The 12,026-nt window shown below is 33.3% G+C and carries 16 protein-coding genes; 7 read left to right on the top strand and 9 right to left on the bottom strand.

Going from position 1 to position 12,026, the window contains the following annotated elements; translation table 11 throughout:
* Positions 1 to 103: 103 nt before the first annotated feature.
* Both K0R77_RS02505 and K0R77_RS02500 read left to right on the top strand, forming a co-directional pair.
* Entirely contained in the window at positions 104 to 298 is a 195-nt protein-coding gene (locus K0R77_RS02505; RefSeq protein ID WP_300346969.1) for a hypothetical protein, read from the top strand.
* Between the two features lie 41 nt (positions 299 to 339).
* The gene (locus K0R77_RS02500; protein ID WP_300346967.1) at positions 340 to 525 is read left to right on the top strand and encodes a hypothetical protein; all 186 of its coding nucleotides are present in this window, start codon (positions 340 to 342) and stop codon (positions 523 to 525) included.
* Positions 526 to 602: 77 nt separating this feature from the next.
* Here K0R77_RS02500 and K0R77_RS02495 read toward each other — a convergent pair whose 3' ends face one another.
* Entirely contained in the window at positions 603 to 1,475 is an 873-nt protein-coding gene (locus K0R77_RS02495; protein ID WP_300346965.1) for a sugar phosphate isomerase/epimerase, read from the bottom strand.
* Positions 1,476 to 1,481: 6 nt separating this feature from the next.
* Positions 1,482 to 1,949: an acyl-CoA thioesterase gene (locus K0R77_RS02490; RefSeq protein ID WP_300346963.1), complete on the bottom strand. Its 468-nt coding sequence runs from the start codon at positions 1,947 to 1,949 to the stop codon at positions 1,482 to 1,484.
* Between the two features lie 141 nt (positions 1,950 to 2,090).
* On the opposite strand from K0R77_RS02490, the gene K0R77_RS02485 reads away from it, so the two are divergent.
* Positions 2,091 to 2,447 carry an arsenate reductase family protein gene (locus K0R77_RS02485; protein WP_300346960.1) on the top strand — a complete coding sequence of 119 codons (357 nt, stop codon included), beginning with the start codon at positions 2,091 to 2,093 and terminating at the stop codon, positions 2,445 to 2,447.
* Between the two features lie 77 nt (positions 2,448 to 2,524).
* On the opposite strand, the gene gcvT is transcribed toward K0R77_RS02485, so the two are convergent.
* The 3 genes from gcvT to idi are packed head-to-tail and all read right to left on the bottom strand — an operon-like array spanning position 2,525 to position 4,613.
* Positions 2,525 to 3,601, bottom strand: a complete 1,077-nt coding sequence (gene gcvT / locus K0R77_RS02480) for a glycine cleavage system aminomethyltransferase GcvT (RefSeq protein ID WP_300346958.1) — start codon at positions 3,599 to 3,601, stop codon at positions 2,525 to 2,527.
* A gap of 18 nt (positions 3,602 to 3,619) precedes the next feature.
* Complete coding sequence (locus K0R77_RS02475; RefSeq protein WP_300346955.1) at positions 3,620 to 4,096, bottom strand: hypothetical protein; 477 nt, start codon at positions 4,094 to 4,096, stop codon at positions 3,620 to 3,622.
* A 7-nt stretch (positions 4,097 to 4,103) separates the two neighbouring features.
* Positions 4,104 to 4,613, bottom strand: coding sequence for an isopentenyl-diphosphate Delta-isomerase (gene idi, locus K0R77_RS02470; RefSeq protein ID WP_300346952.1), 510 nt, complete (start codon positions 4,611 to 4,613; stop codon positions 4,104 to 4,106).
* A gap of 238 nt (positions 4,614 to 4,851) precedes the next feature.
* Between idi and K0R77_RS02465 the strand changes: the two genes are divergently transcribed.
* Together K0R77_RS02465 and K0R77_RS02460 are read left to right on the top strand one after the other, a co-directional pair.
* Positions 4,852 to 5,253 carry a phosphoheptose isomerase gene (locus tag K0R77_RS02465; protein ID WP_300346948.1) on the top strand — a complete coding sequence of 134 codons (402 nt, stop codon included), beginning with the start codon at positions 4,852 to 4,854 and terminating at the stop codon, positions 5,251 to 5,253.
* 97 nt (positions 5,254 to 5,350) lie between these two features.
* On the top strand, positions 5,351 to 6,310 hold the full coding sequence (locus tag K0R77_RS02460) for an NAD(P)-dependent oxidoreductase (protein ID WP_300346945.1): 960 nt from the start codon (positions 5,351 to 5,353) through the stop codon (positions 6,308 to 6,310).
* 59 nt (positions 6,311 to 6,369) lie between these two features.
* On the opposite strand, the gene mscL is transcribed toward K0R77_RS02460, so the two are convergent.
* Positions 6,370 to 6,756: a large conductance mechanosensitive channel protein MscL gene (mscL, locus tag K0R77_RS02455; RefSeq protein WP_300346942.1), complete on the bottom strand. Its 387-nt coding sequence runs from the start codon at positions 6,754 to 6,756 to the stop codon at positions 6,370 to 6,372.
* Positions 6,757 to 6,892: 136 nt separating this feature from the next.
* Between mscL and K0R77_RS02450 the strand changes: the two genes are divergently transcribed.
* Positions 6,893 to 8,410 carry an NAD(P)H-hydrate dehydratase gene (locus tag K0R77_RS02450; RefSeq protein WP_300346939.1) on the top strand — a complete coding sequence of 506 codons (1,518 nt, stop codon included), beginning with the start codon at positions 6,893 to 6,895 and terminating at the stop codon, positions 8,408 to 8,410.
* 24 nt (positions 8,411 to 8,434) lie between these two features.
* Here K0R77_RS02450 and lgt read toward each other — a convergent pair whose 3' ends face one another.
* Both lgt and yidD read right to left on the bottom strand, forming a co-directional pair.
* Positions 8,435 to 9,280: a prolipoprotein diacylglyceryl transferase gene (lgt, locus tag K0R77_RS02445; protein WP_300348336.1), complete on the bottom strand. Its 846-nt coding sequence runs from the start codon at positions 9,278 to 9,280 to the stop codon at positions 8,435 to 8,437.
* 455 nt (positions 9,281 to 9,735) lie between these two features.
* Entirely contained in the window at positions 9,736 to 9,978 is a 243-nt protein-coding gene (gene yidD, locus K0R77_RS02440) for a membrane protein insertion efficiency factor YidD (protein ID WP_300346936.1), read from the bottom strand.
* Between the two features lie 196 nt (positions 9,979 to 10,174).
* Here yidD and K0R77_RS02435 point away from each other — a divergent pair, with 196 nt between their 5' ends.
* Positions 10,175 to 11,452: a replication-associated recombination protein A gene (locus K0R77_RS02435; protein ID WP_300346933.1), complete on the top strand. Its 1,278-nt coding sequence runs from the start codon at positions 10,175 to 10,177 to the stop codon at positions 11,450 to 11,452.
* A 49-nt stretch (positions 11,453 to 11,501) separates the two neighbouring features.
* On the opposite strand, the gene K0R77_RS02430 is transcribed toward K0R77_RS02435, so the two are convergent.
* Positions 11,502 to 11,939, bottom strand: a complete 438-nt coding sequence (locus K0R77_RS02430; RefSeq protein ID WP_300346930.1) for a hypothetical protein — start codon at positions 11,937 to 11,939, stop codon at positions 11,502 to 11,504.
* Between the last annotated feature and the right edge of the window lie 87 nt (positions 11,940 to 12,026).

Raw genomic sequence — 12,026 nt, 5'->3', positions numbered from 1 at the left:
ATATACTAAGAATTTATATTCAAAGTTATAAATAATATAAAATAAATTACAAAGTTGTTATTATAATTGTTAAATTTGAATATCAACTTAAAACCAAATCATTATGTTAAATGAAATTTTAAAAAACGCTAAAAAATTAAAAAGTGCTGATCTGAAAGGCATTGTAGGAGGCGTAAGTGGTACTCCAGACTTATCGCTTTGCGGATGTAGCTGTTCAGGTGCTGTTACGGGACCTAAATATTGCCCAACTTATATTGGCTGTCTACAGGTGTATACTTGTGATGATTTTGCTGTATAAATTGAGATCTTTATATTTTTTAACTTAAAAACCCAATCATTATGTTAAACGAAATTTTAAAAAACGCTAAGAAATTAAAAAGTGCTGATCTGAAAGACATCGTAGGAGGTGTCGGTAAAATTGGTACTCCCGATTTATCGCTTTGCGGATGCAGCTGCACCGGAGCAGTTACTGGTCCTAAGTATTGCAGTCAATATATGGGATGCCCACAAGTGATTACTTGTTAAGATTATTAAAAATATTTAAGATAAAAAGTCTTCCAGATAATGGAAGACTTTTTTAATAATAGGGGGATGCTTTAATTTTAATCGAAAAAAAATGAATTGTTCTCAATATATTTTTTACTCATCAAAATACTTTCGAAAATATCTTTGTCACTTGAATCTTGTTCCACAAACCAATATTTCAAACCTGCTTTTTCTCTTGCTTCAAATAATTTTTTAAAATCAATGATGCCATTTCCGATTTCTGTGAAATTTTTGGTGTCTTTTTGCAGATCTTTCACATGCCATAAAGGAAATCTTCCAGGGAATTTTTCAAAATAACTTAAAGGATCAAATCCCGCTTTCGTAATCCAATATAAATCCAATTCCATTTTGACTAAATCTGGTGAAGTATTGTCTAAAATGAAATCATAAATAAGTTTGTTGTCGCCTAATTTTTCAAATTCGAAGTCATGATTATGATAAGCAAACTCAATTCCCGATTTCTTTGTAATTTCTCCTGATTTATTTAATATATCAGGAAGTTTTCTGTAATTTTCATTTGTTCTTTCTTCAGGAATCAAATAAGAACAGACCATATATTTTGTGCCAATAAATTGCAGATCCTCAACAGATTTTTCCCAATTATTAAGCAAAGTTCCCTTTTCATTTTCTAAAACTCCTGTTTTATGATGAGAACTGATCACTTTTAAACCTGTATTGTTTAAAATTGATAAAAATTCTTTTTTGTTTTTACCGAAAAAAGCTCCATCATATCCGTAAATTTCCAGGTCTTTAAAACCTAAAGCTGCCAATTTTTCAAATGCCTCCTCAAGGTTTTTTGAAATAGCTTCGCGTATTGTGTAAAGTTGTATTGCCAATCGATGATCTTTTTTTAATGAGTTAGAAATTCCGCATGAATACAATCCGAAAAATCCTAATGATGAAAGTTTTATAAAATCGGTTCTGTTCATATTCAGCTAAAGAAAAGGTTTCATTTCATCTTCAATCTGAGTTCTGAGTTCCATCAGACGTTTGGCGTACATTTCCTGTTGTTTTTCTTCATTGGTTTCGGGAATCCATTTTGGGACAGGAAGTTTTTTACCGTTTTCATCAACTGCCACAAAAACGATAATACAGTGTGTTTTTTTGTCGAAAATAGGCTGTTTCAGGTTTCTGGAGAAGACATTGATCGAAATATGCATACTCGAAGAACCTGTATAAATTACCTGAGCTTCCACTTTTACAATTTCTCCTATTTTTATAGGCTCATAAAAACGGATTCCTCCAACGTATACTGTGACAGAATAATTCCCGCTCCATGTTGTCGCACAGGCATATCCCGCTTGGTCAATCCATTTCATAACGCTTCCACCATGTACATTTCCTCCGTAATTGACATCTGAAGGCTCCGAAATAAACTGAAAAGTAATCGGTTTGTTATCCATTTTTTTTAATATTTTACTAAAGATATTTAATTATTTTGAAAAAGTCAGATTAAATTCGTCTTTTAAGGTTTTAAAGTGTTATATTGTCAAAATGTTCAATTTTGAACTTGAATAATAAAAAAATTATAAATTATAATATAGATGAAAAAAGTATTTTATCTTAATAGTTGCGACACTTGCAGAAAAATTTTAGCAAAATTTGATCTGAGAGATTGGGAGATGCGTGAAATAAAAAAAGAGCCAATTACACAAGAGGAAGTGGAAGCAATGCACAAGATTACCAATTCTTACGAGGATTTGTTTAGTAAAAAATCTACCCAGATAAAATTGAGAGAGCTTGATTTGAAAACAATGGGCGAAGGTGATTTCAAAGAATTGCTGCTGGATCACTACACATTCCTGAAACGTCCGGTTTTCCTTACAGATACAGAGATTTTTATAGGCAATGATAAGAAAAACATTGAAAATTTAAGAGCACATTTCAACGGAAATAATTAAAACTCTTATTTCTCTCTTAAAAAGTAAAAACCACAGATTAAATCTGTGGTTTTTTTATTTTTTTTAATAAATTTCTATTAAACGAAAGGCATTTTCACCACTTTCGCAGGAATATTTTTATTTCTTACCTGAATAAAAATTTCTGAACCTAATTTAAAGTGTGGTTTATCAACATAGGCGATTCCCAACCCGATCTTTTTCATTGGAGACTGCGTTCCTGAAGTTACTTTCCCAATCACGTTTCCTTCTGCATCAACAACCGGATAATCATGTCTCGGAACACCTTTATCAGTTAATTCAAAACCTACTAATTTTCTGCTAACACCTTCTTCTTTTTGTTTTGCGAAAATTTCTTTTGAAACAAAATCTTTATCAAATTTTGTAATCCAGCCTAATCCAGCTTCAATAGGAGAAGTTGTATCATCGATGTCCATTCCATAAAGACAGAAACCTTTCTCGAGTCTTAAAGTATCTCTTGCAGCAAGTCCACAAGGAATAATTCCTTCGCTTTCTCCTGCTTTGATAATCTCGTCCCAAAGCTGTTCTGCATTTTCATTTTTAAAATAAATTTCGAAACCGCCGCTTCCTGTGTAACCGGTATTTGAGATAATTACATCATTTACTCCTGCAACGTTTCCAACCGTAAAGTGGTAGTAAGGAATTTCAGAAAGGTTAGTTTCTGTCAATTTCTGAAGAATTTCCGTAGCTTTCGGACCCTGAATTGCCAAAAGAGACATTTCATCTGAAGCATTGGTCATTTTCGCCCCGAAAGTGTTGTATTTTGAAATATGATCCCAGTCTTTCTCAATGTTTGAAGCGTTTACGACAACAAAATATTTATTATCTTCCATTTTATAAACGATAAGGTCATCAACGATACCGCCGTTCTCGTTCGGAAGGCAAGAATACTGAGCTTTTCCGTTTTCAAGAACGTCTACATTGTTTGTGGTTACAAATTGCAAAAGATCTTTAGAACCTTCACCCTCAATGAAAAACTGTCCCATGTGAGATACGTCAAATAATCCGGCTTTTTCTCTCACTGCAAAATGCTCTTCCGTCACTCCGGAATATTGTACAGGCATTTCAAATCCTGCAAAAGGTACAATTTTCGCTCCCAAAGAAACGTGTTTGTCGTACAAGGCTGTTTTTTTCATAGGTTGATTTATTACTTTTTATTTCTTGATTTTAAAACTTTCAAAAGTTTCGTTAAAAACTTTCATGTAATTTCCGTTCCAGTATTTTTTCTGGCAATTGATGCTTATAATATAAAGGTCTTTATTTTTCTGAAAAACTTTGGTGATCCAGAACAAATTTTCTTTTTCATCAAAATATTCGTAAAAATACTCGGTGAAACCTTTCTTTCCTCCGTTGCTTTTGATTTTTTTCTCTTCATCTGCAGAATTGTAAAGTGCAAGAATAAATTTCTTTGTTTCACTTTTCGGAAGTTCCAGATCATGATATTCTGATATCGTTATTGCACCGATTTGATTGGTCGGGAAAATATTAACAATGCCTTCATCATTGGTCGCTTTCCAAGTATCTGGCATTGTCACTGAGTAATTTTCGCTTTCAAAAACTTTGGTATCTGATTTCTGACCAAACAGACTTAAAGAAATAATGAGAGCAAAAAGAAATACTGTTTTTTTCATTATATTTTTAAAAATTGTGTTTGTATTCTTCTAAAATGATTTTAAACCATTCTGTGAATCGTTCAGGATATTCTGAAATCTCCTGATCTAGATCTTTCATGGAAATATACCGTACTTCTTCCACTTCATCTTTGTTAAGATTAAATTCAGAATTGTAAGATCCTGTGAAGACATAATCAAGTTCATGTTCCCAAAGTCCACCTCCTACATCTGCTTTATAGATAAAATTAAATTTTTCTGAAAGTTCAGTTTCAATTCCCAGTTCTTCCTTTACCCTTCGTTTTGCTCCGTCAAGATAGTTTTCTCCTTCTCTTGGATGTGAGCAAACAGCATTCGTCCATTGATTTGGAGAATGATATTTCATTGATGCACGCTTTTGTAAAAGCATTTCGCCCTGATCATTAAATAGGAAAACAGAAAATGCACGGTGTAGCAAACCATTGATATGAGCCTGCTGTTTTTCCATTAAACCCAAAACTTCATCTTGAGGATTCACTAAAACTACATATTCTTCCATTCCTACAAATTTAAGTTTAAATCATGATTTCGTAAAATAATTGTTTAAAATTTTTAATATTTATGAAATATTGGCTTTTTTTTAAGTAAAAAAAAGACTTCATATTTATGAATAATGTAATAGAATAGTGTTTTTTGCTGATTTAAAAATATTTTTTATGTTAAAATTTTAACATAAACCAAGATTAATATAAGGGTTTATCTGATAATGTGTAACTTTGCACTTTAAAAAATTGAAGATGGAACTAGATTATATTGAGCACATAAGCCCGATTTTGAAAGACGGAGTGAAGAATTATCTTATTGATATTGACGGAACAATTACAGATGATGTCCCAAACGAAGAACCGGAAAGAATGATCACATGTTTGCCTTATCCGGACGCATTGGAAACAGTCAACAAATGGTATGACGAAGGTCACCAAATCTGTTTTTTTACATCAAGAACAGAAAACCTTAAGCAGATTACCATCGATTGGTTAGATAAACACGGATTCAAATATCACAGTGTATTGTGCGGAAAGCCAAGAGGCGGCAATTACCACTGGATCGATAATCATTTGGTACGTGCGACAAGATACAAAGGGAAATTTACTGATTTGGTTGAAAAACAGGTAACCATTGAAGTTTTTAAAGATTAAAATATAAATTAAAGATTTAAAAATTAGATAATAAAGTTTTAAACGACTTCCATTTTTTAATTTTTAAATCTTTCAGTTTTAATATATAAATAGGAGTATGAAAGTTTTAGCAAATGACGGCTTAGATCAATCAGGGATTGATGCATTAGCGGAAAAAGGTTTTGAAGTAATTACTAAAAAAGTTCCGCAGGAATTTTTGGTTGATTATATTAACGAGCACAAGATCAGAACGATCTTGGTGAGAAGTGCAACACAGGTTAGAAAAGATATTATAGACAACTGTCCGTCAATCGAGATCATCGGTAGAGGTGGAGTAGGAATGGACAATATTGATGTAGACTATGCGAGAGAAAAAGGAATTCATGTGATCAACACCCCTTCAGCTTCATCAGAATCTGTTGCTGAATTGGTTTTTGCGCATTTATTTTCAGGTGCAAGATTTTTGCAGGATTCCAACAGAAAAATGCCTTTGGTAGGAGATACAGAATTTGCTTCACTTAAAAAGGCATATGCTGCAGGGATTGAGCTGAAAGGTAAAACCATAGGAATTATCGGGATGGGAAGAATCGGTCAGGAAGTTGCAAAAATAGCTTTAGGTCTTGGTATGAGAGTGATTGCTGCTGATAATATGATCGGAAAAGCGAGTATTAAAGTGACTTTCTACAACAATCAATTCATCAACGTTGATATAGAAACAGAACCTTTACAGGAAGTTTTGAAACATTCAGATTTTATTACACTTCACGTTCCGGCTCAGAAAGAAGGTTTCATGATCGGGAAAAATGAATTTGACATCATGAAAGACGGTGTTGCAATCGTAAATTGCTCAAGAGGCGGTGTGATTGACGAGGCTGCATTGATCGAAGCGTTAGATTCCGGGAAAGTAAAATTTGCAGGTCTTGATGTTTTCATCAACGAACCAACCCCTTCAAAAGAGATTTTAAATCATGCTAAAATTTCTTTAACACCTCATACAGGTGCTTCAACGTTAGAAGCTCAGGATAGAATTGGTCTTTCTCTGGCAGAACAGATCTCGAGTATTCTGCAAATTCACTAATAAGAATTTCTTTAAATAAATAAAAACCGCCGCAAAATATTTTGCGGCGGTTTGTTCTTTTATATGTTATTTTTTGCTCTCAATAAATCTCTGATCTCCATCAGCAATTTTTGATCTTCTGTTGGACCTGCAGGAGCGGGAACTTCTTCGTCTTTTTTACTCAGACTGTTAATTCCTTTGATCATCATGAAAAGAACAAATGCTACAATCAGAAAACTGATCACGGAAGATAAAAAGTTGCCATACTTTACGCCATTCCACGAAAGTTCTGCAATATTTTTCACATTTGCTTTCTCAAGAGCAGGGTTCAATAGCAATGGCGTTACAATATCATCTACAAATGACTTGACGATAGCACTGAATGCAGCACCAATAATTACACCGACTGCTAAATCAACCACATTTCCTTTGAATGCGAAGGCTTTAAATTCTTTTAAAAATCCCATAATTTATATTTTTTTAGATGTTTAAAACAAAATTATAATTTAAAAATGCTAATCGTGCATATTTTATCTGTTTTTTGAGAGGATAATCCGATTATTTTTAGATTTTAATCATTAAATTTATGTGAAAGATTATTCTATGAAAATTTTCACAGCGGAAAAAATAAGATTGGCAGATGTGTTTACCATTAAAAATGAACCAATTTCTTCAATTTTATTAATGGAAAGAGCTGCTCAAAAATGTATAGACTGGATTTCTGTTAATTGTAAAAAGCATAATAGATTTGCAGTATTTTGTGGAACCGGAAACAATGGCGGAGATGGTTTTGCCATTGCAAGAATGCTTTATCTTAAAGGCTTTGATGTAGATGTTTTCGTTGATCCTCACAATGAGAAAATTTCTGATGATGCTCACATCAATTATAAAAGATTAAAAGAAATTTCCGGAATTTCAATTCATGATTTTACAAAGATTGATTCTATTCAAATTGACTGTGAGACTGTGATTATTGATGCACTTTTCGGAACAGGATTGTCAAGAAAATTAGAGGGGAATTTTTCTCAATTAATTGAAAAGCTGAATGATTTCAAACACATAAAAATTTCTATTGACCTTCCTTCAGGTCTTTTTGCAGATCAGATTTTAGAAAAAGATCAAATTATTTTTAAAGCAGACTACACGCTGAGTTTTCAATTCTGGAAACGAAGTTTTCTTCATCCCGAAACAGGAAAGTTTATCGGAAAAGTGATCATTTTAGATATAGGTTTAAGTAAAGATTTTATCAATAAAACACAGACAGACTATTTTGTAATTGACGATGAAACAATAGAAGAAATTTTCAAACCAAGAGACAATTTTGCACATAAAGGAACTTACGGTAAAGCAATCATTGCTGCAGGAAGTTATGGTAAAATGGGTGCAGCAGTTTTAGCAACAAAATCTGTTCTTAAAACCGGAGCAGGACTCACATTTACGGTTGCGCCAAACTGTGGTTATGAAATTCTGCAAAGTAATTGTCCTGAAGCAATGTTCATTTCAGGAGGAGATAAATATTTAGAAAAAATTGAAATTCAGAAACAATCTGTCTACGGAATTGGTCCCGGTTTAGGTACAGATATTTTAACAAAGAAAGCGCTTTTAGAATTCTTAAAACAAACTTCTGAACCCATACTTTTAGATGCAGATGCTTTAAATATGATTGCAGAAAATAAAGAAAATATAAGCTTAGTTCCTGAAAAATCAGTGATCACTCCGCATCCTAAAGAGTTTGAAAGACTTTTTGGCTCCACTGAAAATTCTTTTGAAAGGCTGGAACTGGCAATAAAAAAAGCAAATGAACTGCAAATTTATATTGTTTTAAAAGACCATCACACGCAGATTATTACACCTGAAGGAAGGGTTTTTTACAATATTACGGGAAATGCCGGTCTCGCAAAAGGTGGGAGCGGTGATATTTTAACGGGAATTATCACTTCACTTTTAGCACAAAAATATTCTCAAAAAAATGCCTGCATTTTAGGAGTCTGGCTTCATGGAAAAGCCGCAGATTTTGCTGCTGAAAAATTCTCAAAAGAATCTATGCTTCCCACCGATGTAATTGACGAATTGGGAAATGCATTTTTGTACCTGAATAAAAAAGTCACAACTCGGTTGTGACTTTAATGATATTTTCAATCTTTCTTAAGCAGTTTTTTCCGTTTCAGGATAAGCTTTGTTGTTTTTAGAATAAATCATAATTACCAATCCGGCGATCATAAAAGGTATAGATAAAATCTGTCCGGTATTCAATCCTGCAAACGAAATGAATTCGTCTCCCTGAGGTTCTTTTAAAAATTCTACAGAAAATCTGATTGCCCAAAGAAGGAAAAAGAACAGACCAAATAACCATCCTTGTTGATATTTCTTGTCAGTTTTTCTATACAAAACCCAAAGGATGACAAATAAAGTAACATAACCTGCAGCTTCAAACAACTGTGTAGGATATCGTGGAACAGTTACACCATATTCACTGCTTTGTTGTGGAAATAATAATGCAAATGGTGAAGTAGGATCGATTGGTTTTCCTATGATTTCAGAGTTGAAAAAGTTACCCATTCTCACAAATGCGCCACCAATAGCCACTACAATTCCTAATCTGTCAAAAACCCACAGCGGATTTTTTTTCACAATTTTATAAGAATAGTAAAGTGTTGTCACGATCACGGCAAGTGTTGCTCCGTGACTGGCAAGACCTGCAAAACCTGTGAATTTTAATCCGTTTTTTGTGCTTATCGGCAAAAATACGCTCCAGAAATCTTCTTTGAATAATTCCGGCTGATAAAAGATAACGTGACCCAATCTTGCTCCTAGAATAGTTCCGATCAAAGTCCATGTGAAAAATGGTTCCACATATTTTGTATCAACACCATCAATAGAATACATTTTTGTCATCAGAAAATATCCGATTCCAAATGCGAAAATGAACATTAAACTGTAAAAATGTAAAGTGATCGGTCCTAAATGAATTCCCGTTGAGGGATCCCAGATTTTAAAAGGAGTTTCAAGCTCAATATTGTCTGATGATTTTATCGGAGTTGAAGATTTTACAGCGTATTTTACAGTTTCAATATTTTCTTTAGTAATATTGAGGTTGGCAAGTAATTTAAAATCTTTATCAAAAAACTGATAGTTTCCATTTTTAAATTTGCTTAATACATTTAAGCTATACTCGAAATGGGTGGTTTCTAAATTTGATTTATTTAAGATAACCAAAGTATTAGTGTTGGTCTTAAGATCAGCAAAATTACTCAAGTTACCCACTTCAGAGTTGGTGTATATTTTTACAGGAATTTCTGTTGAATTTATTTTTAAAGTTCCGTCTGATAAACTGTCCTGAATATTTTGCGCAAAAAAACACTGCGTTGTAATTGCAAATATGAAAAGATAAATTCTGAAAAAAATATTGCTCATTTCTATTTTTTTATAGTTCGTTTGAATGTAATTTATTTTTTTGGCGGGACAGGATCGTAACCGCTTCCTCCCCATGGATGACACTTTGCAATTCTTTTTACACCAAGCCAAAATCCTTTGAAAATGCCGTGAACCTGAAGAGATTCTACCATGTAATGCGAACAAGTCGGCTCATATCGGCAGTTTTTTGGAAGTAATGGCGAGATAAACCATTGGTAAAATCTGATTAAAATTACCAAAGGCGATGTAATGATTTTATTGAATGTAAGTTTCAAAACAATGCAAAAATAGGCTAAAAATTTGAAAATTAGTTTAAATTTGTTAGAAGTTTCAGAGTGATAAATAGGTGTTTATCGGATTATTTGACGGGTTTGTCGATTTTGAATTTTATCATTTTACAAACCATCATATTAATGTAGTAGCTCTGTTATTTTTTAAATAAAATTTCAATTAAAATTAAATCATAAAATTTTGAGTCAAAATACTCCACTAGCCGAAAGAATGAGACCTAAAAACCTGGATGAAGTTTTGGGGCAGGAACATCTTACCGGTGAAAAAGGAACCATACGTAAAATGCTGGAGAATGATACGCTGAATTCTCTTATCCTTTGGGGACCTCCCGGAACAGGTAAAACAACTTTGGCAGAAATCATTTCAGAAAAATCAGGTCGTAAGTTTTTTAAGCTTTCAGCGGTTTCTTCCGGTGTGAAAGATGTACGTGATGTAATCGAAGAAGCCAAAAAGCAAAATCTTTTTTCAGGGAAATCTCCGATTCTTTTTATTGACGAAATTCACCGGTTTAATAAATCGCAACAGGATTCTCTTCTTCATGCGGTAGAAAAAGGCTGGATTGTTTTAATCGGAGCCACCACAGAAAATCCGAGTTTTGAAGTGGTTTCTGCGTTGCTTTCAAGAAGCCAGGTATATATTTTAAAAGCTTTGACTCATGAAAAACTGGAAGAACTGATTGACATTGCGCTTGAAAGATTTAATAAAGATGAAAAAACCGATTTCAAAATAAAAGAAAAACAGGCTTTTATTCAATATTCTGGTGGTGACGGAAGAAAACTGATCAATTCTGTTGAGTTGGTTCTCAGTCAGTTCATCAATTCAGATACGAAAGAAATTTCGAATGATGAAGTGATGGAGGTTCTTCAGGAAACCATGGCGTTGTATGATAAAAACGGGGAACAGCATTATGATATCATTTCAGCTTTCATCAAATCAATGCGTGGAAGCGATCCGAACGGTGCAGTTTATTGGCTCGCAAGAATGATTGCGGGAGGAGAAGACATTAAATTTATCGCAAGAAGGATGCTTATTTTAGCTTCTGAAGATATTGGTCTGGCAAATCCGAATGCTTTGGTTATCGCAAACAGTTGCTTTCAGGCAATTAATGTGATCGGAAATCCCGAAGCCAGAATCTTACTGAGCGAAACAGCAATTTATCTTGCGGTTTCTCCGAAAAGTAATTCGGCTTATGCGGCAATTAACGATGCTTTGGCTTTTGTGAAAAAGACCGGGAATCTGCCTGTACCTTTGCATCTGAGAAATGCTCCGACAAAACTGATGAAAGATCTTGATTATGGTAAAGAATATAAATATGCCCATTCTTACGAAGGCAATTTTGTAAATCAGGATTTTTTACCTGAAGAAATAAACGATGTGAAATTTTACGAGCCCGGAAATAATGCTACAGAAAAGAAAATTTATGATGAGCTCAAGAAAAAATGGAATAATAAATATTAAAAAAACGGATATTCAATGAGAGTATCCGTTTTGTATTTTGAAGTATAAACTATTTTTTGATGGTAGTGATTACCAAAGCTTTTTTACCATCTACGGTTTCCACTTTTGTATCTGTGATCATGTCAGCAAAGATTTTTGTATCAGGATTTTTAAATTCATAACCTTCAATAAAAACTGAAGCGTCTTGTGGAAGACCGTTTTGAGTATTGTAGTCTCCTAATGTCATAAAATCTAATGTTCCGAAATCTTTTTTGAATTTCACTTCAGCCAAACCGTTATCAGCTAAATAATCAAATTTTTTCAGATTTTGAGGAAGATTTGCTTTTGCCTTAAAAACATTTACGCTCTGAACAAATTCTTTTTTTGCATCAAACATTGCTACAGTTCCCACAGCGTCGTTACAGATTGCAAATTTTACGGTAGGATTTTTCTGAGCAAATAATGTTGCCGATGCAAAGATTAATAATGAGTAGAGAATTTTTTTCATATGTAGATAATTATTATTTTTAAAGGTCATATGGAATCGCTGAATCTTCATTGGTGTTTGTGTTTCCAAATCATGGCGATTTCATAG

This window comes from Chryseobacterium sp. (assembly GCF_029240215.1).
GTDB lineage: Bacteria > Bacteroidota > Bacteroidia > Flavobacteriales > Weeksellaceae > Chryseobacterium.
This window is presented reverse-complemented; position numbering and strand designations above follow the sequence as displayed.